The organism is Ruegeria sp. H9, assembly GCF_056532915.1.
The window spans coordinates 510,648-532,684 of record NZ_JBQFNX010000001.1; the positions used below are offsets into that span (position 1 = coordinate 510,648).

General features: G+C 55.6%; 18 protein-coding genes and 1 tRNA gene. 13 read left to right on the forward strand and 6 right to left on the reverse strand.

All coding sequences use genetic code 11. The annotated features are described in order from the left end of the window. The 5 genes from ACR0CZ_RS02275 to ACR0CZ_RS02295 form a co-directional block, all read right to left on the reverse strand. Positions 1–621 (reverse strand): HAD family hydrolase, encoded by a 621-nt coding sequence (locus ACR0CZ_RS02275; protein ID WP_170393944.1) that lies wholly within the window; start codon positions 619–621, stop codon positions 1–3. Between the two features lie 141 nt (positions 622–762). Beyond that, complete coding sequence (locus ACR0CZ_RS02280) at positions 763–1,218, reverse strand: YaiI/YqxD family protein (protein WP_170393941.1); 456 nt, start codon at positions 1,216–1,218, stop codon at positions 763–765. Continuing rightward, on the reverse strand, positions 1,215–2,675 hold the full coding sequence (sthA, locus tag ACR0CZ_RS02285) for a Si-specific NAD(P)(+) transhydrogenase (RefSeq protein ID WP_170393939.1): 1,461 nt from the start codon (positions 2,673–2,675) through the stop codon (positions 1,215–1,217). The genes ACR0CZ_RS02280 and sthA overlap by 4 nt, the downstream gene beginning before the upstream one ends. A gap of 3 nt (positions 2,676–2,678) precedes the next feature. After that, positions 2,679–3,512, reverse strand: a complete 834-nt coding sequence (fghA, locus tag ACR0CZ_RS02290) for an S-formylglutathione hydrolase (protein ID WP_170393937.1) — start codon at positions 3,510–3,512, stop codon at positions 2,679–2,681. A gap of 102 nt (positions 3,513–3,614) precedes the next feature. Further along, entirely contained in the window at positions 3,615–4,544 is a 930-nt protein-coding gene (locus ACR0CZ_RS02295; protein ID WP_170393935.1) for an AEC family transporter, read from the reverse strand. A gap of 161 nt (positions 4,545–4,705) precedes the next feature. Between ACR0CZ_RS02295 and ACR0CZ_RS02300 the strand changes: the two genes are divergently transcribed. Then, a complete protein-coding gene (locus ACR0CZ_RS02300) occupies positions 4,706–5,323 on the forward strand; it encodes a TetR/AcrR family transcriptional regulator (RefSeq protein WP_170393933.1) in 618 nt (205 codons plus the stop codon). Positions 5,324–5,373: 50 nt separating this feature from the next. Here the strand turns inward: ACR0CZ_RS02300 and ACR0CZ_RS02305 are convergent. Continuing rightward, positions 5,374–5,458 (reverse strand) — tRNA-Leu (locus ACR0CZ_RS02305). 768 nt (positions 5,459–6,226) lie between these two features. On the opposite strand from ACR0CZ_RS02305, the gene ACR0CZ_RS02310 reads away from it, so the two are divergent. The 12 genes from ACR0CZ_RS02310 (at position 6,227) to ACR0CZ_RS02365 (ending at position 21,938) form a co-directional block, all read left to right on the forward strand. Continuing rightward, the gene (locus ACR0CZ_RS02310) at positions 6,227–6,640 is read left to right on the forward strand and encodes a hypothetical protein (RefSeq protein ID WP_170393931.1); all 414 of its coding nucleotides are present in this window, start codon (positions 6,227–6,229) and stop codon (positions 6,638–6,640) included. A gap of 2 nt (positions 6,641–6,642) precedes the next feature. Then, the gene (locus ACR0CZ_RS02315) at positions 6,643–8,643 is read left to right on the forward strand and encodes a dynamin family protein (RefSeq protein WP_170393929.1); all 2,001 of its coding nucleotides are present in this window, start codon (positions 6,643–6,645) and stop codon (positions 8,641–8,643) included. An 8-nt stretch (positions 8,644–8,651) separates the two neighbouring features. Then, the gene (locus tag ACR0CZ_RS02320) at positions 8,652–10,301 is read left to right on the forward strand and encodes a dynamin family protein (protein WP_170393927.1); all 1,650 of its coding nucleotides are present in this window, start codon (positions 8,652–8,654) and stop codon (positions 10,299–10,301) included. 25 nt (positions 10,302–10,326) lie between these two features. After that, positions 10,327–10,728: a hypothetical protein gene (locus tag ACR0CZ_RS02325; protein ID WP_170393925.1), complete on the forward strand. Its 402-nt coding sequence runs from the start codon at positions 10,327–10,329 to the stop codon at positions 10,726–10,728. A gap of 22 nt (positions 10,729–10,750) precedes the next feature. Next, positions 10,751–11,614 (forward strand): hypothetical protein, encoded by an 864-nt coding sequence (locus ACR0CZ_RS02330; RefSeq protein WP_170393923.1) that lies wholly within the window; start codon positions 10,751–10,753, stop codon positions 11,612–11,614. A gap of 68 nt (positions 11,615–11,682) precedes the next feature. Beyond that, positions 11,683–13,725 carry a dynamin family protein gene (locus ACR0CZ_RS02335; protein WP_480537103.1) on the forward strand — a complete coding sequence of 681 codons (2,043 nt, stop codon included), beginning with the start codon at positions 11,683–11,685 and terminating at the stop codon, positions 13,723–13,725. Continuing rightward, positions 13,722–15,011, forward strand: a complete 1,290-nt coding sequence (locus ACR0CZ_RS02340) for a dynamin family protein (protein WP_170393919.1) — start codon at positions 13,722–13,724, stop codon at positions 15,009–15,011. The genes ACR0CZ_RS02335 and ACR0CZ_RS02340 overlap by 4 nt, the downstream gene beginning before the upstream one ends. A 340-nt stretch (positions 15,012–15,351) precedes the next feature. Next, positions 15,352–17,535: a serine/threonine protein kinase gene (locus tag ACR0CZ_RS02345; protein WP_170393917.1), complete on the forward strand. Its 2,184-nt coding sequence runs from the start codon at positions 15,352–15,354 to the stop codon at positions 17,533–17,535. A gap of 199 nt (positions 17,536–17,734) precedes the next feature. Then, positions 17,735–18,724 carry an FHA domain-containing protein gene (locus ACR0CZ_RS02350; RefSeq protein WP_480537102.1) on the forward strand — a complete coding sequence of 330 codons (990 nt, stop codon included), beginning with the start codon at positions 17,735–17,737 and terminating at the stop codon, positions 18,722–18,724. Then, positions 18,724–19,503 carry a PP2C family protein-serine/threonine phosphatase gene (locus ACR0CZ_RS02355; protein WP_170393913.1) on the forward strand — a complete coding sequence of 260 codons (780 nt, stop codon included), beginning with the start codon at positions 18,724–18,726 and terminating at the stop codon, positions 19,501–19,503. Before ACR0CZ_RS02350 ends, ACR0CZ_RS02355 begins: the two co-directional genes overlap by 1 nt. Before the next feature lie 22 nt (positions 19,504–19,525). After that, positions 19,526–20,788, forward strand: coding sequence for a transporter substrate-binding domain-containing protein (locus ACR0CZ_RS02360; RefSeq protein WP_170465587.1), 1,263 nt, complete (start codon positions 19,526–19,528; stop codon positions 20,786–20,788). Positions 20,789–20,831: 43 nt separating this feature from the next. Beyond that, positions 20,832–21,938 carry a transporter substrate-binding domain-containing protein gene (locus ACR0CZ_RS02365; protein WP_170393909.1) on the forward strand — a complete coding sequence of 369 codons (1,107 nt, stop codon included), beginning with the start codon at positions 20,832–20,834 and terminating at the stop codon, positions 21,936–21,938. The last annotated feature ends 99 nt before the right edge of the window (positions 21,939–22,037 follow it).

A 22,037-nucleotide genomic window follows, 5' to 3' on the forward strand; every position in this document is an offset into this window, starting at 1 on the left:
CTATGCGGCCTCTTCAGCGGTCAGCAGCCCCTCAGAAACCAATCGATCCGCCCAACCCTGCGGATCGATGAAGTGATGCGTTTGCCATCCGCGCGCCCTTGCTGTTTCGATATTCTCGATCCTGTCATCTGCAAACAAAAGCGCCGAGGGAGGGATGCCGCAATCGGCCTCAACCATTTCGTAAATTGGCATATGAGGTTTGACCGTCTTCATCCGACCCGAGACGTATTGACGATCAAACTCATTCAGAAACGGATAAACAGTAGTGGCATAGTCAAAATTCTGAACCCCAAAATTCGTCAGGGCAAAAACCGGGATCTTCTTGGTCCGCAACGCGCGCAGCAGTCGCGCTGAATGTGGGATCTCGGGCGCGGCCAGTTCGATCCAGTTGTCATGCCACATTCGGATTTCATCGTGCCATTCCGGGTACTTGTCCGCCCAATTGTAAATTGTATCCGTGAAATGATGGCCCTGATCTACCAGATCATTCATCCCATGCAGATCGACCTCGTCAAACATGGCGCGACGACGATCCTCGCCGATTACCCGATCATAATAGCGCTCGGGCTGCCACTCGATCAGCACATTTCCGATGTCAAAGATGACGGCTTCAATGGCCATGACTTAATCCCATACCAGTTCAATCACAACGACTGAACCAAGCGCAGGTCAGAGATGCAAGCGCCAACCGCAGCGCCGCACGCGCTGCCCAACCCAACGGAAGGATATGCATCTTTGATGCGTCTCTGACCGGCGGGAGCACTACCTGCGAAGGGCAGCGCGTATCTCGCGCTCAAGCGCATCTAGAAAACGCGACCGGTCGGCTTTGCCAAATGGTTTTCCTCCGCCACCTGTCCCCAGCGGGTTTGCCGCGCGAAGGTCCGCCATCAGATCGCGCATTGCCAATTGCTGACCGATATTGGCCGCGGTGAAAGCCTCGCCACTGGGCCGAAGCACACGTGCTTCGGCTTCAATACACTTGGCGGCCAGCGGTATATCAGAGGTAACGACAATATCGCCGGTGCCGCAGCGTTCGGCAATCCACTTATCCGCCTCATCTGCTCCCGAGGCGACGATCACTACCTGCACCAACGGGTTGGCAGAGGGGCGTAGCCCTCCGTTTGAGACCAGAACCATCGGCACCTTGTGCCGGGTTGCCACCCGTTCAGCCTCGGCCTTGACCGGGCAGGCATCCCCGTCGATGTAAAGCGTCGTCACGCCTCTTTGACCTTTGGCGCTGACTTTGCCTTTGGCGTCGATTTGCGCACCTTGAATTCGTCCGGAATGGGCATCCGGTTAAAGGCATCCAGCCCCGCGATTTTGTAAGCTTCGGCAAGGGTCGGATAGTTGAACGTGTTCTGCACGAAGTAATCCACCGTGCCTTTCAGGTTCAGCACCGCCTGCGCGATATGGATCAGCTCGGTTGCGCCTTCGCCGACAATCTGAACCCCTAAGACCCGGCGGGTCTTGAGCGAGAACAGCATCTTCAGCATGCCATGCTCCAACCCCATGATGTGCCCGCGCGAGGTTTCGCGGAACCGGGCCACACCCACTTCGTAGGGAATACCACGCTCCTGCAGTTCTTCCTCGGACATCCCGCAGGTTGAGATTTCGGGGACCGAGTAGATCCCATACGGATACCAGGGGCTTTCCGGCAGGGTTGGAGTCTCCAGCGCATGACAGGCCGCGACCCGTCCCTGTTGCAACGAAGTTGAGGCCAACGACGGATGCCCGATGACGTCTCCGGTGGCATAGATATGCGGCACCGAGGTCTGATAGGTCTTGCGGTCCACACTGATACGATTGCGATGATCCGTTTCAATGCCAACCGCGTCCAAGTTCAGCGCCGAGGTCGCCCCCATCCGCCCGGCTGCAAACAGAAGCATCTCGGCCCGGACGTGTCGCCCATTGTCCAGCGTGATCTCAACATGGCTACCGGCGTCTTCAATTTTCTCGACGGCTGCCCCCAACCGCAGATCGACGCCATTTTCACGGATCTGATGCGTGAAATCGTGGATCAGTGTCTTGTCGATGAAATCCAGAAACGTCTCGCGCGGTTCGATCAATGTCACCCGGACATCAAGCGCCGAGAACATGGTTGCATATTCAACGCCGATCACACCCGCACCGATCACGCAGAGCGAACGCGGGATTTCCTCCATCTCAAGGAAGTCATCCCCATCGACAACAGTCTTGCCGTTGAAAGGCACGTAATCTGGCCGGTAGGTCTTGGTGCCGGTGGCGATCAGGAATTTGGCTGCTGTCAGACGCGTGGATTCGCCTGCATCCGTAGCCACCTCGATCTCGTGTGGCCCCGTGAACGTCGCCAACCCGTTCAGCGTTTCAACATGGTTGCGGTTGAACTGATGCTCCAGCACATCGACCTCGTGATCGAGTGTCATGTGCAGCCGTGCTTTCAGATCCTCTGCGCTGATCTGATCCTTGACCCGGTAAGAACGCCCGTAAAAACTGCGCTCGCGCCAGCCTGACAGGTTCAGCACCGTCTCTCGCAAGGTTTTCGATGGGATCGTGCCGGTATGTACCGAAACGCCACCAAAACGGTCTTTGCGGTCAATCACCAGCACCCGGCGTTGCAATTTGCCTGCCTGAATCGCCGCTGCCCGGCCTGAAGGGCCCGAGCCGATGATGATCAGGTCATAGTCATATTTGCTCATGCCTCAGTCCCCATACAGCGCTTCGGCGTGGAAGGTGATGTGATCCTCCATAAAGGTGGACACGAAATAGTAGGAATGGTCATAGCCGGGCTGCAGTCGGTAAGTGGCCTGCTGGCGACGCTCGGCAATTGCCTGCGCCAGTGCCTCCGGGCGCAACAGATCCATAAACTGATCGTTTGCACCGGTGTCGATCAGGACCGGTCCGTCAAAGCCTGTGCTTTTCATCATCGCCGACGCGTCATGCTTGGCCCATGCGGTCTCATCATCGCCCAGATACGCGCTGAGTTGCTTGCGGCCCCAATCCGCCCCCATGGGATTCGAGATCGGCGAGAAGGCCGAAACAGAGCGGTAACGCCCGGGCAGGTTCATCGCCAGCGTCAATGCGCCATGCCCACCCATCGAATGTCCTGTGATGGCCTGACGATCAGGATCAATCGCAAAGTTCTCGGCCAGAAGGGCCGGCAACTCTTCGGCAACATAATCCCACATGTTGAAGTGAGGCGTCCAAGGGCCTTGCGTGGCATTGACATAGAATCCTGCGCCTTGGCCAAGGTCATAGTCTTCGTGATCTGCCACGCCTTCGCCGCGTGGTGAAGTGTCGGGGAACACAAGCGCAATGCCCTGTTCGGCCGCCCAGCCCTGTGCACCCGACTTCGTCATGGCATTTTCATGGGTGCAAGTCAGGCCCGACAGATACCACAGAACAGGAACGGGGCCGTCCTTGGCTTCGGCTGGAAGAAACAGGCCAAATGTCATGTCACATTTGCAGGCCGAAGAGGCATGACGATAAACGCCCTGCACACCACCAAAACAGGCATTTTCCGAAAGGGTTTCCATCAAGCTGATCCTTACGTTGTGTCCGGGTCATGGCTACCGCTCTGCAGCGTCGGCGTAAAGTGCAGCCACCTCTGGAAAGCTCATTTTTCGAAAAGGTGAAGATCAGAATCCGCTGACCCATCCTATCGCCAGCGGGACGGTCAGAATGCTGGCGATGGTAGATAACAGGATGGCAGCAGATGCCCGTTGCGGGGCCACACCGTAGTGCGCGGCAAGCATGTAAACATTGCCTGCAACTGGTAATGACGCCGCCGCAATTGCGACCATCGCAGGGAATGAGGCAACCGGGATCAGCCAAATCACCATAAGTGCCACGAAAAACGGATGCAGCACCAGTTTGCAGAAACTCAACCAGCCCGCGATCTGGATGCGCTCGGCCGATTTGTCTGCCAGTGACGCCCCGATGGCAAACAACGCCCCCGGCGTAGCCGCACCGCCCAGAATTGTCAGAAAATCATTAAGCGGGGCTGGTACAGGCACCTCTAACGCAGACCAGATCAATCCGGCGGAGATTGACAAGATCATGGGGTTTCTCAGCAGGCCAATCCCGATCAGGCGCATCGTCCCCAGGCTGAGTCGACCATCGCGGCCACCGTTGATCAGGATCACGATCAATGAGGAAAACACAACCAGATCAACCGTCAGCACCAACATCACTGGACCTATGGCAGCTTCGGAGAATAAAAGCGCAAGCATGGGCAGGCCCAGAAACCCAACATTGCCAATAGCAGCACATTGCGCCTCGACCGCGGCGGTGGGGATGTCCAGCCCTCGGAGATAAGCGATAGCCGTCGCCAGCGCATAGACGCCAGCAGTGCCGATCAGATACCCGATAACCAGCCGACCGTTGAAAATTTCGGCAAAGGGCAGGGTGGCGGCAAACCGGAATAGCATAGCCGACAAAGCAAAGAAAAACACGAACTTGGTTAGATATGCTGTCGCCTCGGGAGGGAAAAACCGGCTGCGTCCGGCCCAGAACCCCAGGCCGATGATTGCGAAAAAGGGGAGAGTGCGCAGAAATATCTCGACCATGGCAACGTGTTAACATGGCTGGTCAGGCTCGCAAGGTTGACGCACGGTCGGCGGTACGATTGAAGCCGTAACGTTGTGCCAAAACCGCTATCGGAGTGAAAAGCGTTGAAACTGAACCGAACGGTTTATAGTGTTGCAGGATATCGCAATCCGGAGACACCATGACCCAAGCCGCCACCATCCTGCGTACAGGCCGTAAATTCGACCAGGTGTTACGTGGGGCCCGAGAGGTTTTCATGGCGGATGGGTTTGAAGGCGCAAGCGTCGATGACATCGCGCGTGCGGCGGGTGTTTCGAAGGCAACGCTATACAGCTATTTCCCCGACAAGCGACTGTTGTTCACCGAGGTTGCCCAGACCGAATGTCGCCTGATGTCTGAACGCATCCTTTCGATGATCGATGAGACCAAGCCAGCCCGCGAGGTGCTGACGATAGCAGCCACTCAGCTTACGGCTTTTCTCGTCTCGGACTTCGCGCAGCAAGTCTTTCGCATATGTGTGGCCGAGCGCGACCGATTCCCCGAGCTTGGTAAAGCGTTTTATGAAGCAGGACCGAAGAACGGCCAACGCCAGATGGCCGAATATCTGACCAAGGCGGTTGGTAAAGGTGAGTTGGCGGTTGAAGACGTCAACATCGCGGCCGAGCAGTTTTCTGAACTGTGCAAAGTCCGACTATGGGGCCGCGCGGCGTTCGGTATCCAGAATCGATTTGACCAGAACGAGATAGACGAGGTTGCATTGCAGGCCGTCGACATGTTTATGGCCCGCTACGGCGTATGAACTGCGTAAGTTCGCCGGCGATCAATCACATTGATGGTAAGAAGTCGTGTTGGTGCGGGTGGAGGGACTTGAACCCCCACGCCTTGCGGCGCCAGAACCTAAATCTGGTGCGTCTACCAATTTCGCCACACCCGCAACCCGATGCCGAAGCACCGCGACGACGCGCTGAATAGCAAAGCTTTTGAATGAGTGCGAGAGGTAAAATCAAGCGAGAGGGCAGTTTATTATCGTCTCGCTGGAAACAATCTTTTGCCCAAGTAAGTTTAACCAGAACTCGCATGTGCCAAATGTTAAAGAACGTGCCTTGGACAGTGAGAATGCGGTTTGGCCAGTCTTTCCAGCACGAACAGTGCTCGGGTGCTGGTTTTGGTCGTAATTTCACCTGTGTGAAGGCCCGTTTTCTGGTCCTTCTTTTTGTTTCCATTTAGAGAACATTTATCGCAATATTTCTCTTTATCTTAAACTCGCATACGTTGAGTCGCTGAAAGATTGCTTTGTGTGGGGCACATTTCAAAAAAGTGTAACTTGAGGTGAGTGGTTTCGTATCGAATTTCAATCAGAGGTTCCTTCGATCACAGAAATAGAAATTATTTTTATATATTTCAAAAACGTAAGAAGCAGCATGTAAATCCTTGACGCCACGGAATCTCGGACTTTTTAACAAGCAATCAAAGCCATAAAATCTTGGGCAACTCGTCAACGTCGTGGCTTACACTCTCATAGGTTGAGGTATTTCTATGAGACGCCATCATAATTGTGCCACATTTCAAACGCCAAAATATCCTATTCGCGTCAAAATAACACCGCGGTAATCGTAATTGATTGGGCGCAGGAGTTAATGAGTCTTTTTGCCTTCTGGCACCGTGCGAGTTTCTGCTCAACTCCAGAACAAGGGTCTCTGTCGTGACCAACCAGATCAAATCCGTTGCTTCCGAGCAAGACGCTGTCAGCCTTGCGCGTGAAAGCTTTATTGGCGAACTGAAAACCCTGAACCGTCAGCACCCTGGCACAGGATTCGGCGTCGCTCTCCGTACGCATTCGGGCAATCGCTACTTGCTGGCTAATGCCCGCATGCCGCTGCCTGCCAACAAAACAGATGATTTTCCGACCGGACGCCGTGTGGCTTGTTTGGAAAATGGTGAAGGCTTCAGTTCAATCGAAGTTCTGGCTGATTCTTTCGCATATGAATCGATTTCACCGCGAACCGAGGCCGCAATCCTCGGCAACGCGCTGGACCTGATCGCACGAATCGACACGCTTGCAAGCCTGCCTGACGGGGCAGGGAACCACATCGCTGCAACTGGTACCGGAGGCTGACCATGGCGCGTAACGACCACCTTCTGTCTGTCGGAAACGAGTCCCTGTCTGAGATGACAGAGGCAATGACCTCGTTGACGACACAGATCGACCAACTGACAGAGGTGGCGGATGCACGGTCTTCCGCACGGCTGGCTGCGCTCAAGACCAAAATGGAGAATTTTACCGCCAGTGTCACGATGGTGGGGCAGGTGAAGGCCGGCAAATCCTCGATCGTGAACATTTTGGCCGGGCGGCCAAATCTTTTGCCTTCGGATGTGAACCCGTGGACCTCGGTGGTTACAACGCTGAACATCAACACCCGCACAGAAGGCGACACCCGTTCCAAATTCACATTCTTCGAGCAGGAAGAATGGGATAATCTGATGGTTGGCGGCGGTCGTCTGGGCGAGTTGGCCAATCGAGCCGGTGCCGATGATGAGATGGACGATATTCGCCGTCAAATCGGCGAGATGAAGGCCAAATCAGAAGAGCGGCTTGGGAAGCACTTTGACCTGATTCTTGGTCAGAGCCACCAGTATGATTACTTCGATGATGAACTGATACAGCGGTATGTGTGCCTCGGGGATGAGGATGACCCGGATATCGACCCCAAGACGGGTCGTTTCGCCGATGTGACCAAATCGGCCGAGCTGTTCATGGATATCCCGCAATATCCGATCTCGCTCAAGCTCTGTGATACCCCAGGTGTGAATGATACCTTTATGGTGCGCGAACAAATCACCCTACGCAGCCTGCGTGGATCAGAGGTGTGTGTTGTTGTTTTGGCTGCCAGCCAGGCGCTGACCACGATGGACATGGCGCTGATGCGGATCATCGCGCAGTTCGAGAACCGCCAGATCATCCTGTTCGTGAATCGCATCGATGAACTGTCTGACCCGGTCAATCAGGTGCCTGAGATACGTGATCGTATTCAGGACACACTGAAACAGAACAACATAGACGCCAACACCAGTGTTGTTTTTGGCAGCGCTCTGTGGGCCGAGGCTGCGCTAACCGGAAACCCGGACATTCTAACTGAGGAATCGCGCGAGGCGTTGAACACCTTCTATCTGGCGGCTGGATTTGGCGATCAGGCTGCATCGCTGGATAAGATCTGGGCGCTATCAGGATTGCCTGATCTGCTGCTCGCCATGAATGAGCGTATCGCTGAGGGTGCAGGAACGCGCCTTTTGGATCGCGTTCGCCATCGGGCGCGCAACATTGCCAGCCAGATCCGGGCTACTGCAGTGGCCAAGACGCTGTCAAACTCTGACGGTATCGTTCGGGACCTGGATGGTGCGTCGCCCGAAGAAGCGATCGCAAAGGTTTCGGCTGAATACGAAAAGAAAGCCTCGGAACTGACAACCAAGCTTCGCGACAAGGTATTAGAGCGACTTGCGTCCGCAGAAGCAAATTTTGTCAAACGTGCGACGGATTCTCTGATCTCACATCTGGAACAGAATGGTGAGCAGGGTACATGGCAATATGATCCGGCAGGTCTGCGCACCTTGCAGAAGGCGGCATATTTCAGCTTTGCCCGATCCATGCGTAAGGATGCCGGTGCTCTGTATTCGGCTGCTGCAGCGGACGTGGAGGCACTGTATCAGAAGCTGCTGGGCAACCACTTGGGTGAATTCAACATTGAAGCTCCGATCGTGCCGCGTGTACCCCCGCCATTGGGGATTGGCCGCACAATCGCACTGGACCTGCAGAGCACATGGTGGCGACGTTGGTGGCAACGCCGCAAAGGGTTCGAAGCCTATGCCGCAGATTATACGCGACTGATCGCGTCCGAGGCGAACTCGATCACCAAAGACATCGAGGAAAACCAGATCGCCGCCGTACTAGAGAACGTGCGGGCCACGTTGACCGACTTTATTGCCGAACAGAAGGACACGCTGCTCAGTATCTCGCAATCGCCTGAAAGGGCTGCGGCCCAGATGGCCGAGCAGAAGCCGCAGAAATCACGTGACGATATTCTGGGCGATATCCTGAAAGACCTTAGTAACGAAGCAGCATAAGAAGAGTTATGGTAAAAGAATCACAAACCCGCTTCGTCTCTCCCAAGGCTTGGAACCGCATCGAGCAGTGGTCCCGCCGCAAACCTGTGTTTGCGCTCATGGGGGAATTCAGTGCAGGCAAATCGACGTTGATGAATTTCCTGCTGCGCAAACAGGCACTGCCGACGCAGGTCACAGCCACGCAACTGCCGCCGATCTGGTTCAGTTGGGGCAATCGACCCGCCTATATCAAACGCCATGATGGTAGTACGCAGAATATCGAATTGGATCAGCTTGAACAGGTTGGTGTCAACGACGCGCAGTTCATTCGCATCTTCCTTGAAGCCGACATTCTTGAGGCGGTCGACCTGATCGACACACCCGGCATTTCGGACCCGAAGATTTCGACGGACGTCTGGCAACGCGCAGTTGGCCAGGCCAATGGTGTGTTGTGGTGCACGCACTCGACCCAAGCTTGGCGCGAGACTGAACGTGCCACTTGGGTTTCGCTGCCAGAACGTCTGCAGCACAAGTCGCTGCTATTGGTGACGCGCGCAGATGCCTTGAATCAGAAAGACCGTCAAAAGGTCTTACGCCGTGTAAATCGGGAAGCGGGTCATTTGTTCAATCGCACGATCCTGTTCTCGGCCCGTGATGCCATCATGGCCCGTGACAAAACCGGCGACGCCGAGCTTTGGTCACGCAGCGGCGGCGGCAAGATGGTCGACAGTTTCCTTGAGATCACTGAGCAGATCATGGACAGCCGTGCGGATATGCTGTCGCGCTATCAAATTGACAAATCCCTGTCAGACGCACCCAAAGTTCAGCCATCGCGGCCCGAGAAAACCTCTGGCGATGCACCGCTGAAACTTGTCACGCCGATGGAAGATGACTCTGCCGAGAATGATGTGGTTACAAGTTTCCCAGTACGCCCTGCCCGCGTGGAGCGTCGCACCGAGGAGTCCGGACAGGCGCGGATTGATGCAGAAGAAGCCGAGCGGATGCGCGCGGAAATGGCGACCGAAGCGGAGCCTGCTGATGAAGACTTACGTGCCTTGTTCTCTGACAAGACGGAAGATCCGCTGGATTTGAACCTCTTGGCAAACCCCATCACCGACGTGGATGAGTTTGATTTCATGGATGACGATGATGAGGAAGAGCAGGAAGATGCCGAACTGATCGTCTTGGGCGAAGAAGAGGACGAAGCGGAAGCAGTCGAAGCTGCGGACACCGAACAAGAGCCGTCGGAAGACGCCGAAGAATCATCAGATATCGAAGTATCGGTTTCGTCGATTACGGCCCTGTTGGCGGAACAGTCGGAAAACTCGGCAGACGAATATGAACCGGAGCCCGAATCGAATGCGCTGGCTCCAAACCGCGTCGTATCAATGGTGGGTGAAGCTGCTGCCGAAGAGATTGAAGATGCAGCCGATGACAAGGCAGATGATTTGGGCGATCGCCTCATAGAAACGCCACTCAGTGCTGCAGCAATGTGGGGTGAAATCGTGGCGCGTGAGAACCTGCCTGACGATGCAAATGGCCTGAAAAGCGCCTTTGCAGCATTCTTGTCCGAGTTTGACCAGATTGCGTTGGAACATGACGCTAAGCGGAATCAAGACATACCGCGCGCCGTTTCTGAGGCTCGCAAAAACGGCGGGGCGGAGTGGCATGCGATTTAGATTAAACCCGAAGGTGGGCATCTGAATGTCGATTGAATCTGCTCTGGCTTCGGCCATCGAAACCATACCCGACTGCATCGCAGCCGGGTATGTCGACATGGAGACCGGCATGTTATTGGGCGTCGACGCGTCGGACCAAGACAGCGCTGATGCGCTCGAAAATCTCGCACTTGCAGTAGCTAATCTGTTTCAGGGACGCGGTATGAAGGGATTCGAAGAACTTCTGCGTGCGGCAAAAATCGACGATACTGAACACCCCGGATTTGGGGAAATCGCGGTGTTCTCAAACGACCGGCTGCACATCTTTCTCAGGACAACAGAATATCCTGATCACGTGGTATGCTATATCTGCCGCGACAGCGCGAATGTCGGGCTGGCGCTTACGAAATCACATCTCAGCCTCGGGCCGGTGGCGGCCGCGGTGTAGACGGGACCAGAGGGGGTCACGCATGATGGATAGTGAAATACTGGATATGCTCGAAGGGATCGGGCGGACTTCGGTCGCGCGCTTATCGCCTGCAATCTACCTATCGGGTAGCAGCGCACTGTTACGCCGGAATGAGGTGCTGGGGGCCATCCGGGGCACGATCTTGCCTCGGCGTTTGGAATTTACGGCGGCTGACGGGGCAACTTTGGCTATCGAAGTCAACAGCTCTCGGGTCACCGACGTATTCCGCTGTGCTTCGGGCCCTGTCCCGGATTTTGAAACCGAAGCACGCGAAAAACTGATCGAACGACTGGCGCAAGTGGTGTCGGAAATTGCAACGGCACCCGGCCCGCTTGAGTTGGTTTCTCTGCGCCCGGATACGGCGCTTGAGGCTGATGACGTAGGGGTTACCTTTTCGGAGGTCGAAGCGGCCTGCGCGCGGATTGAACTAATCGAAGAGCCGCGCATGGCCATCGTTTCCGACCAGACCTTAGAACCGGAAGCCCAGCCAGAAACTGCGTCACAAGGCGCCACCAGTATTGCCGGTAAATTCTTTGAGGGCGCGGATCGGTTCGCATTAGGTCGAATACTGATTGGGTCGACTGAAGACGAGATGCAATTTGACGGGTTGTGTGCGCAGGGCCAAGACGCACATCCGGACACGGATATATTGGCCCGATTCACCCGGGATCTGGCGGGATGGCAGGCCGATGGTTCCGATGCTTTAACTGATCCACAGCTGATCGTCATTCGCCCGACAGGTGGACAAGGCGCGGGTCTCGCCATCTTGTGCGACGGTCAGGAAACCGCCGCCGCCGTTCATGACGCCCGCAAGCTGGGCGCTGTCGTCAACCTATGGAAAACATTGAATAGCGCCGTTGAATAACCGCGTTCCTGCCAAATAGTGTCCACTTTGCAAAGTTAAAAAAAATACGAGTTACCAGGGTAAATCTTATGAGTGAGTTAAACCGCCGCGAGCTTATTCGCATCGCAGAAGACATGAACGGGACGAGCAATGACGAAACGCGTCACTTCATCTCGCGCATCGTTGACGACTTGTCGAACCTCAAGCCTTCGATAGCATTCGTAGGTCAAATCAAGGCCGGAAAATCGCGCTTGATCAACGGTTTCACCGGGCATGCAGAATATCTACCCTCGGACGTGAACCCATGGACGACAGTGATCACCGACATGCATTTCGGTCATCCGTCCGGTCGGACGTCGGGCGCCGAGTTTCATTTCTTCGACAATCGCCAATGGCAGGCCCTGATCGCCGAAGGTGAAGAGTTGCGCAACATGTTCCCTGATGAAGAGGACAGCTACAAGCGCGAGATGATCGAAGAGCAGGTCGAGGCAATGAAAACCCGCGCCAAGCTACGCTTGGGGGAAAGCTACAAACACCTTCTTGGCGAGCATCACGATCTGGATGAATTGACCTCGGATGACCTGGCGCGCTATGTCTGTGCCGGGGATGACCCGACAGATGAAGACCAGTATGACCCCGGTTCAGATCGGGGCCTTTACAGCGACATCACCCGTAAGGCCGAGGTCTATTTTGACATTGGCCATTTTCCGTATCCGGTGACAGTCACAGACACACCCGGTGTCAATGACCCGCTGCTGATCCGTGAAGAGATCTCGCGCCAGTATCTCAAGGAATCCGACTTTTTCGTCGTCGTGCTGTCTGCGCATCAGGCGTTGTCGCGGGCCGATCTGAAGCTATTCCGCCTGATGCAAGCGCTAGAGCTTGGTCAGATCGTGGTCTTCATCAACCGCGTGGACGAGTTGGGCGGTGGCGCCGAAGATGCCGGCAAGGTGCGCACTGACGTATTGGATGGGCTCGAACAGGCGCTTGGCAACTCGGAGATTGACGTTCTGATGGGCAGCGCCCAATGGGCCCATTATGCGCTGACCGGGGATGAAACCGGAATCGACCATGATCAGATATTGGCGTGGCTGAGGGCGCATCCCGAACAGATGAAGCAATATCTTGACGGCGTCGAAGAGATCAAACAAGGTCCCGGCCCCATCAGCCGCGAAGGTGTATTGCGATTTGCCGCGATGATCGCGTCGGGCCTGCCCGATCTGCGCCGTCATGTGACCAAAGCCCTGACCGAAGGACCGCGCCAAGAACAGCTTAATATTGCGTGGCAGCACCTCAACAGTTTTGCCCAAGGTGAGCTTGAGCGCAGCACGGCGCGGCTTCGTGCGATTGAGGAAAAGGATGGTCCTGACACAGCGGATGTCGAAGAAAACAACAAAACGCTTTCTGAGTTGCGTGCGCTAGTTGAAGATAAATCCAAGGCCATCACCAATGATATGGACGATGTATTGGCCAATTTGCGGGGTGTTATGGATGACACCGTCGCCGAGGCTGTCTCGATCGTTGTGCGCGGACCTGATGGGCAATCGCCTTTGCTGGCCAAAGACGGAGATACCGAGCTGAACTTTACGCCTCTGCGTGAGCGGATGCGCGAGCTTGTCCAGGGCGCGACCCAGGTGGTGCGGCAGCGTATGCTTAGTGAGCTTTACGCAATCGATATGCAGACCAATGCTGCTTTGCGCGCCTTGCCCGGATGGCAGGAGCCCGTGGACAATCGCATGAATACCAGCGCGGTGCGTTGGTTCCGTCCGAATACAAGCGCGCTGACGCGTGGCATTACGGTTGAGTTGCGTGTGACATGGCTGTCGCGACTGATATCGCGTCGCAGTGTGTTGAACCGCGCCGAACGGATGATCGTTCAAGAGTTTGAGATGATCCGAGACGATCTTGTAGATACCGCCAGAAGCGACCTGATCGAACGGATGAAAACCGTTCTTGACCATTATATGGCGCTGCTGGCGGGGCATCTGGAACATCGCGCAGGCCCCGATGGGTCGAACGCGCGCGCCGAAGCGCAACGTGCGGTTGACCAAGCGCGGCGCATCAGCGATGAACTAGGGGCGGTGCACGGAACTGCACCCGTGGACACTCGACAGGCAGAGGCCGCAGAATGATTGAATTCCCCGGAACCGAGAAGGAAGTGCGCCAGCTAGAGCGTTTCCTGACCGCCACCGAAAATGCACCCTCATCGGCAGAGCTGGATGATATGCGCGCCCGCGCGCTGGCCCATGCCGAGCGGCTTTCGAACGCGGTTTCCATTGGTTTTGCCGGGGAGTTTGGAGCCGGAAAGTCCAGCCTTGCCAACATGCTGGCGGGGGCAGACATTCTGCCCACCGGGCCGCAGCATCTGAAATTGCCCCTGGTGATCGTGGCCTATGCCGATACTCCTGAGACAACCGTTGGTTGGTGGGACAAGGAACCCAAAGTCTATTCCGGTATAGCGCTGGAAAAGGCAGCGGCGGACGAACCCGATTTCATCTCGGTCGGGTTGAACACCCCTGCCTTGCAGGAGATTTCGCTGTTTGATCTGCCCGGTGCCGGTGCACTGGATGATACCTACAAACAGACTCTAAATTTGCTCGACTATGTGGATTGTGCGATTTGGTGCACCAATGGCACCAACGCCTGGCGTGAAACCGAACGCCATTTGTGGTCGCAGGTCCCTCAAAAGCTGCGCGATAACAGCTTGTTGGCTGTAACACATGCCGATTTGCCTCCGGTGCGGGATGCTCTGGATCGGGTAGTCGCACGCCTGAACAAGGAGAAGGGCGATTTGTTTCGCGCGGTTGTGACCATCGGCACCCCGGTAGCGGTACGGGCCATGGAACAAGAGCCTGAACCCGACTTTGCTTTGTGGGAAACCTGTGGCGGACAGAACTTGGCAGAACAGGTTTTGCACATAGCCTCTGATCACCGTCGCCATGATCTTGAGGCCGCCCAAAAAGATCTGGCTGAAGAGTTTATGCCTTATCTGGAGAACCTTACTGGTGCGGCTTCGACAGATGGCGCTGAGGCCGAAGGCAATACAGTGCAGGCAAGCCTAGAGGCCGCCCTGCCCCCCCTGGACAATCCGATCCTTGAAGACTGGCTTGCGGCCATCGCCAGCATTTACAACGATCTGCGTGAAAGCTCGGATATTGAACCGGCGGCCTTCCTGCAAAGCTGTCAGGAAATCGTCGAGGATTTTGCCGAAAGGTTAGAATCTGGTACCGAAATCGATCCCAAAGCAGGCTGGATTCCGGCCGAGTTTGAAAAGGCCACTGACCTGTTGCTGTTGCTGCAGTTTGAAACCGGGGACGCACCGCTGAAGGATGCAATAAGCATTCTCGCACAACTCAGCGACAATCTGGCTTGGGCGGGCAGCTCTGTTGCGTCGGCGCCCCCAAAAACCGGCACATAAGTTTTTCCCGCTTGAATTGAGCCGCATCGCAGCGATTCGAAGCGTTCGGAATCAGCGCGATATTGTTTCGAATTCGTGGACCAAGCGTCTATTTCGGCGGTATAGAATCCATTTCTTCCATCAGGCAAACACAACATATTGTGGGATGAGAGTCTGGTCTCACTATATAGGCGATTTCGATTTTTGTGATCCATAGTGAAGCCATCAGGCGGCCCCAATAAAGTCAAATTTGAAACGTCTAACCGTCTTAAGTGTCCTGCGGTTGTGTTTGGTTGTGAGTTCGCGGGCTGAAGCCCTGGTTATCTATGCCGCAATAAACGAGTAGAATGGGCGGGAAGAAATGAGCCACAACCAGGCGGTCGGCGCAACGCACGACGAACCTCAGATCGAAGGATTGCAGCCAGGCGCAAAGCTGCTGCGCGGACAGTATGAAATCCTCCGGTTCCTAAGCAACGGCGGGTTTGGGATCACCTATCTCGCGCGCGATAGTCTGGATCGCGATGTGGTCATCAAAGAATGCTATCCGGGGGCGCTCTGCCAGCGGAATGGTGATCTGGTCGAACCTGCCAACCCCGACCACAAAGAAGACCTGCGCGCCATTATCGACCTGTTCATTCAGGAAGCACGCAACCATGCGCGGCTGGTTCATCCCAACATCGTCGACGTGCATCAGGTGTTTGAGGACAACGACACCGCTTATATCGCGATGGACCTGATCCGCGGATGCGATCTTCTGGATTATGTCGAAAAACCCGAAAACAAGAGCGGACCGGACTTTATCGTTCAGGTCACCGAAAAAATGCTGTCTGCGGTGTCGTTCATTCACCAAAGCGGCATGCTACATCGCGATATTTCACCCGACAATATCCTGATCGATGAGAATGGCGAACCCATCCTGATCGACTTTGGCGCAGCACGCGAGCAGGCGGCACACAAGTCAGCGGCGCTATTGACGCTGCGCGTGATTAAGGACGGGTATTCGCCGCACGAATTTTATGTGCGTGGCGCGGATCAGGGCCCCAGCAGTGACCTCTATGTACTGGCTGCAACGCTGTATCATGCGATCTGCGGCGAGCGACCGATTGATGGCCAGACACGTTTGAATGCGTTCAACAACGGCCAAGACGATCCTTATGAACCGCTGACAGGGCGATTCAAAGGTTATCCTGACGGGTTCCTTGAGGCGATCGACAAAGCAATGGAAGTGCACGCCACTGACCGTGTGCAAACCGCATTGGACTGGCTGCGTATGTTCCGTGGTCCCGGTGTGATGTTCGACAGTTTCGCGTATCGCCCGGTTTCGGTCATTGTTGGCATGGATCGCAAAGACGAAGAGGCCGAAAAAGAACGGATCAAAGCCGAAAGCGAGAATGCAGAGGCCGTCGTGACCGCCCTGCTGGCCGGGAATTCTGATCTGGCCCTCGGGAACGAGGAAAAAACGGAAGACACTCTTGCTAAATTTGCACCTCAGGACGAGGCCGTTGCTGCAGTCGACACCGTTGTAAAAAGCGGCTCGGGCGGCAGTGGCAAGATGATCGCGGGTATCGCGATTGTATTGGCGGCACTGGCCGGAGGTGGATACTTCGTAATGACGGGCGATCAGCAATCGCCCGAGGCAACTCCGGTGACTGCAGAGGCTCCGACTACTCCGGTGCCCGCAGAAGCAGCTCCGGAACCCGTCGAGCAGACCGCCGAAGCCACAACAGAGCCGCAACAGGCCGAAGTCGCTTTGGCATCAGAACCAGAAGCGGCGCAGGAACAACCTGTCGAGCAGGCTAATGAGGTGCCGGAAGCCGCCATTGTGTCAGAGCAGCAACCCGAAGAAATCGCCTTGGTGGAACCTGAAGTAGTGGAACCTGAAGTGGCGGAACCTGCGGTTGAAGATATCACACCCATCGCACCTGCGACGCCGGTAAATCTAGCCGAAAACCAGGTCGCATTTGGGCACTGGGATATTGAGATTCCATTCACGATGTCCAAGCGTCGCAGCTCGACCGGGAGTGTCATTGCCATCAACGCATTGAACGCCGGGCAAGATAGGTCGGTGATCGGGGATTGGGTCGAACGGGGCGCTACGATTTTTACTCTGAATGGTGAACCTATTCGTCCGGACACAACGCTTGCATCGTATGTTCTAGATAACTTCTCGGTCGATCCAGACGGGTATATCCGTGTAGCAGCGCGCTATCGCAGTCTGGGCGAAACACGCGCGCAGAATGGATTGCTGGCCCTGCCCGCCTTCCGCAGTTTTGGCCTTCTGAACGGTTATTCGTTTGATGTGGCTCATGCGGGCGAGGCAGGTTGGCAAACCGTCGTCGCATCTGTTCCGGAAGAAGTTGCTGGCAGTTTGCAGCGGGGGGATGTGCTGCTGCGCGAAACACAGACTGGTGTCTCGATCAATGAGCCCGAGAGTCTGGACGGCATCCTTGCTCAACTTGTTTCCGACAACCAACCCGAGGCGCGCCTGAGCATACTGCGCAACGGAGCTGAAAGTACTGCGGTCATGCAACTAACGCAGGAGTGATCGCCCAGTTGATGTGACTATCGCCAGGTCAGTGTGCTGGGGGTGCCGCCCATCGCGTCACCCCGTCGGGGACCAACCCGTCGCGACGTAAATGTTTCTCTGTTTCCTCTTCATCAGTGCCCTGCGCCTACGGCGAAGCGGTTTGTAGCAGTCCCGCGGGTAAAACCTCGCATCAGAAATCAAAGAAGGTGACGACACCATGTTCAAATACAAAAGCCCTCTGAGCCGGCTTCTAGAAGGTGCCGGAAAACCGAAAGAAGAAGATGCGGTGGAAACCGAAACCGAAACCGTTGCGGAAGCGGTCGAAACAGAAAGCCCTGCTCCGATTGCGGATTTCAACGCCCTGCGCGCGGCCCTTGCGGGTGGAAACGTTAGCTCGGACAGCTACGAGGAAGCAGACGAACTGATCCCCGAAGAACCGATGCCCGAGTTTTCGGAAGACCAGATCGAAGATCAGGCGACCGAAGAAGAAGTGGCCGAGGTTCAAGAGGTCGAAGAAGATGAACAGATTGTCACGCTTCATCTGACTGCGGAAGACGAGGTTCAGGACGATGAACCCGAAGTCACCGTAGAAGAACCAGACGCCATCGAACCTGAAGTCGTATCCGAAGTTGCGGGCGAGGTGGAAATCGTCGAAGAACCCACACCGGAACCGGAGTCTGTTGATGTAACCCCGGAACCCGCCATGGTCGCACCTGCACCTGCACCTGCACCTGCACCGGCTGAAGATCGGCGTTCTCGTGTGAAGACGACGTTTTTGGGTTTCGAGCGTGCAGACACGCATGTTCAGGAGCTGATGGAAACAGCTGAGCCTGTTGAAAAGACAGAAGCGGCCGAACAGACATTCCCGGTTGGCTGGCTGGTTGTGACCGCCGGACCGGGCCGGGGTGCCGCGATTACCTTGACCGAGGGATTGATGCAGATCGGTCGGAATGACGATCAGGCTATTCAGCTGGATTTCGGCGACACCGGGATCTCTCGCAGCAATCACGCCGTCATCGCATATGACCCAGAGGACCGGAAATGCTATCTGGGCCATGGCGGCAAGGCCAACTTGGTGCGCCTGAATGGCAAGCCTGTGCTCAGCACCATAGCCTTGTCCAGCGGCGATCTGATCCGGATCAGCGAAACCTCGATCCGCTTCACCGCTTTCTGTGATGACGGCTTTGACTGGCGGGATGCCGATTAATGCTGGCGACCCCTGCATATGATATTGCCCTGATCCTGGACCAGGGTCAGCGCGACTCGCAGGAAGACGCGATTGCTGCGCGGGTCTCTGACGCGGCAGACGCGGGTTATGTTGTGATTGCCGACGGTATGGGTGGTCATGAAGCGGGTGAAGTCGCTTCGCAGTTGGTCATTTCAGCCTGGCGCGATGCGATGGATGCCCAGTTGGATGGGCCCGACCTTGCTGAGAGCGCACTGCTCGACGCTCTGCCGTTGGCGGCAATGCAGGCCAACGCCGCTATGGCGAGCCATAGTGAGGAAAACGAGGTCAATCTGGGCTCCACCCTTCTGGGCATGTTGATGCTGGATCAACGAGTATTCTGGATCTCGATCGGTGACAGTCCACTTTACCTGTTCCGCAATGATGCCCTGTCACAGGTCAACGAAGATCACTCGATGGCCCCGGTGATCGACGAACAGCTCGCACAAGGATTACTGAGCGCGGAAGAGGCGCAGGGCCATCCGGATCGTAACCAACTGACTTCGGTGATCATGGGGGCTGCGATTCCAAAAGTGGATTGTCCGGAACAACCATTAGCGCTGATTGCGGCAGATGTACTGATCCTTGGCAGTGATGGTCTGCAATATCTCGGCAATTCCGAGATCGAAACGCTGGTGCGCACGCATATTCATTCCCCGGCTCGCGATATTGCTGATGCGCTGCTTCAAGCACTGCATGCAAAGGCAGACCCGGATCAGGACAACATTTCAATCGCCGTGGTCAAACCGGCACAGACTTAGACAGGCAGTGAAACAGGACAAAATGCGAAACCATCTTATCATATCCACCCTCGCTCTTGCTGCTGCAACAGGTGCAGCATCGGCGCAAGAGGCGTGTTCGACTTATGAAATCCAGCCCGGTGACAGCTTGCGGGAACTGGCAATTGCCGTCTACGCGACGGAAGATTACCGGATCATCTATGATGCGAACCGGGATACGATCGGGTCGAACCCCAATATCATTCGCGTCGGTGATGTCCTGACTTTCCCTTGTCTTGAAGATATCGGGCGCGCGGCGCAACTGCCGGATACCGAAGCTGGCCGCATGGCTGCCGAAATGGCCTCGGAACTGGTCAAAGCTGCCGAGGAACGGGCTGAAAAAGCCATTGCCGAGGCCGAAGCCCGCGTGGCCGCTGCAGAGGCCGAAGCTAAAAAGACCAGCGAAGAAGCCGTAATCGCGGCCAAGGCTGCGGCCAAGAAAGAGATCGAAGCAGCCCGTGCGGAAGGTGCCGCATTGATCCGCAACGCGGATGGTGGCGAAAGCCCTGAAATTCGTGACCGTCAGATTTTGTTGATCACGGGTGGTAACTACGCCCCGTTTACGGATGAAGCGCTGCCAAATCGTGGGCTTTATACCAACCTGGTTGAAACCGCGATGCTGAGGGCCGCGCCCGAGCAGTCCTACAAGATTCAGTTCGTTAATGACTGGTCGTCGCATCTGGACCTATTGATGCCGACACTCGCCTTTGACGCCACATTCCCTTGGTCGCGGCCGAACTGTGAACAAGCCGCTACGTTGTCGGAAAATGATCGTTCACGGTGCGAAACCTATAATTTCTCAAACCCATTCTACGAGGTCGTTGATACGTTCTTCGCAAAAAGCGGTTCGGGTTACGAAGAGACTCTGACTTATGCAGATTTCGCGGGCACAACGATTTGTAGGCCGGAAGGTTGGTCATTGTCGCATATGGATGCAGTTGGTCTTTACGAGCCTGCAATCACTTTGATGCGCCCCGTTTCACCCGATGATTGTTTTCGCGCAGTCATGGATGGCACAGCCGATATTGTCGCGATCGAAGCGCATCTGGCGGTCGAAGCAATCGGGCGTCTGGGCTACGAACATCAGATCATCGAAAACCCCAACCTAGCGGCAATCAAGTCGCTTAACGTCATGACCCACAAAGATAATCCGGATGGGGAAGCGATCCTTGAGACGCTCAACCAGGGTCTGGCGATCATGCAGCAATCAGGCGAGTGGCGCGACATCGTATCTACCGCACTGCGCTATCAAATGGAAAATGGCTAAGGCCTTGATTGGCCCAACGAAACAAAGTCTGGAGGAAGTGGACATGTTTAACAAGAAATTGAAGAAAGCAGTACTGTCGGCATCAGCCTTCACCGCCCTGAGCGCAGGTGCAGCCGCCGCTCAAGAGGCCTGCTCCAACTATACGGTTCAGGATGGCGACACATTGGCGACCATCGCCATTGCCGCCTACGGCACCTCAAACTATCAGCCGATCTTTAACGCTAACCGCAATGCAATCACCAATCCCGGTTCGCTAACCCCCGGTCTGGTACTGGCGCTGCCCTGTGAGGATGGCAGCCTGCCCAACGGTCAGAGCGCGCAAGAACTGATCGCGGCAGAAGAACAACGTGCTGCAAGCGTCAAGCGCTCGAATGTCTACGCGCCTCCGATCAAGATGGTCGCTGGCAACGGTTGGGAACCGTTCACTACTGAAGATCTGAGCGGCGGTGGCATCATGACCCGTCTGGCGACGACAAGCCTTCAGCGTGCTGGTAACAGCCGTGATTTCTCGGTCAGCTTTGTAGATGACTGGAGTTCGCATCTGGACACACTGTTGCCACTGGGTGCGTTTGATATTTCGATCGCGTGGACTGTACCGGATTGTACCAACCGCTCCTATGAGTGGTCTGCAGAGACCGAAGCCCGGTGTACCCAATTTGTCGCTTCTGTTCCGGTATATGACATTGTCGGAGGTTTCTTCACTTTGCCTGAAAGCGAATACGCAAAGGCGACAGATTTCTCCGACCTTGAGGGCTCGACCGTTTGCCGCATGGCAGGCTGGAGCATGGTGGTGCTGGAAGAACAAGGGCTGAACCGCGAGAACACAACCGTGGTCCAACCCAATTCGGCTCGCGAATGTCTCGATGCCGTATTGACCGGTACGGCAGACGTGGCTGCATTCGAAGTTGATCTGTTTGCCTCGACAATGAAAGACATGGGTTTGACCTCGGCGGATATTGTTGAGAACCCGTATGTCTCGACACTGTCTTCGATGAGCTTCCTTGCACACCGCACCAATCCATTCGCGCGCGAGTACATCGCGATGATGAACAAGGGTTTGATCGAGATGCGCGAATCCGGCGAATGGTACGCGATTATTTCCGACACGCTGCGCGAACAAAATGAAAAGCTGAACGCAGCATCAAACTAATCCCTCGGTCGTTATGACCTTTCTTAGGGGCCGGTCTTCGGACTGGCCCTTTTTTTGTCGGTGGGTCAGAATCTTCAATGATAACGGCAAAGCCAACTG

What these genes read in the sequence shown, in the direction of transcription:
- ACR0CZ_RS02355 (WP_170393913.1), top strand. Translation starts at nt 18,724, where the DNA reads ATGCTGGCGACCCCTGCATATGATATTGCCCTGATCCTGGACCAGGGT.
- ACR0CZ_RS02330 (WP_170393923.1), top strand. Translation starts at nt 10,751, where the DNA reads ATGATGGATAGTGAAATACTGGATATGCTCGAAGGGATCGGGCGGACT.
- ACR0CZ_RS02340 (WP_170393919.1), top strand. Translation starts at nt 13,722, where the DNA reads ATGATTGAATTCCCCGGAACCGAGAAGGAAGTGCGCCAGCTAGAGCGT.
- ACR0CZ_RS02275 (WP_170393944.1), bottom strand. Translation starts at nt 621, where the DNA reads ATGGCCATTGAAGCCGTCATCTTTGACATCGGAAATGTGCTGATCGAG.
- ACR0CZ_RS02365 (WP_170393909.1), top strand. Translation starts at nt 20,832, where the DNA reads ATGTTTAACAAGAAATTGAAGAAAGCAGTACTGTCGGCATCAGCCTTC.
- ACR0CZ_RS02345 (WP_170393917.1), top strand. Translation starts at nt 15,352, where the DNA reads ATGAGCCACAACCAGGCGGTCGGCGCAACGCACGACGAACCTCAGATC.
- ACR0CZ_RS02350 (WP_480537102.1), top strand. Translation starts at nt 17,735, where the DNA reads ATGTTCAAATACAAAAGCCCTCTGAGCCGGCTTCTAGAAGGTGCCGGA.
- ACR0CZ_RS02335 (WP_480537103.1), top strand. Translation starts at nt 11,683, where the DNA reads ATGAGTGAGTTAAACCGCCGCGAGCTTATTCGCATCGCAGAAGACATG.
- ACR0CZ_RS02315 (WP_170393929.1), top strand. Translation starts at nt 6,643, where the DNA reads ATGGCGCGTAACGACCACCTTCTGTCTGTCGGAAACGAGTCCCTGTCT.
- ACR0CZ_RS02320 (WP_170393927.1), top strand. Translation starts at nt 8,652, where the DNA reads ATGGTAAAAGAATCACAAACCCGCTTCGTCTCTCCCAAGGCTTGGAAC.
- ACR0CZ_RS02300 (WP_170393933.1), top strand. Translation starts at nt 4,706, where the DNA reads ATGACCCAAGCCGCCACCATCCTGCGTACAGGCCGTAAATTCGACCAG.
- ACR0CZ_RS02295 (WP_170393935.1), bottom strand. Translation starts at nt 4,544, where the DNA reads ATGGTCGAGATATTTCTGCGCACTCTCCCCTTTTTCGCAATCATCGGC.
- fghA (WP_170393937.1), bottom strand. Translation starts at nt 3,512, where the DNA reads ATGGAAACCCTTTCGGAAAATGCCTGTTTTGGTGGTGTGCAGGGCGTT.
- ACR0CZ_RS02325 (WP_170393925.1), top strand. Translation starts at nt 10,327, where the DNA reads ATGTCGATTGAATCTGCTCTGGCTTCGGCCATCGAAACCATACCCGAC.
- sthA (WP_170393939.1), bottom strand. Translation starts at nt 2,675, where the DNA reads ATGAGCAAATATGACTATGACCTGATCATCATCGGCTCGGGCCCTTCA.
- ACR0CZ_RS02360 (WP_170465587.1), top strand. Translation starts at nt 19,526, where the DNA reads ATGCGAAACCATCTTATCATATCCACCCTCGCTCTTGCTGCTGCAACA.